A 425-nucleotide genomic window follows, 5' to 3' on the forward strand; every position below is an offset into this window, starting at 1 on the left:
CAGTTATCAAGCCCAAAAAGTAATTGAGGAAGTTATTAAAGAAAAACCAAAAGCACGTTGGTTGTTTTTAACACTTTCAACAAAAAATGCGATTGACGGTGAAACTTTAGAACAGAGTTTAAAACATTTAACTAAAGCTTTTGATAGATTGAGTAGATATAAAAAAGTAAAACAAAATTTGATTGGTTTTATGCGTTCAACTGAGGTAACAGTTAATAAAAATGATGGTAGTTATAATCAACATATGCACGTTTTATTGTGTGTTGAAAATGCTTATTTTAGAAAAAAAGAAAATTATATAACGCAAGAAGAGTGGATCAATTTATGGCAAAAAGCACTTCAAGTTGATTACAAACCTGTCGCAAATATCAAAGCAATTAGGCCAAATAAAAAAGGCGATAAAGATATACAAGCTGCAATTAAAG

Annotated in this window: 1 protein-coding gene; it reads left to right on the forward strand. The window is 29.2% G+C overall.

Features of this window, described 5'->3' with window-relative positions; genetic code table 11:
* On the forward strand, positions 1–425 hold a 425-nt coding region (locus AC1DG9_RS27780), incomplete at both ends, for a protein rep (protein WP_477635800.1).

The organism is Pedobacter sp. 05L430 (genome assembly GCF_056397585.1).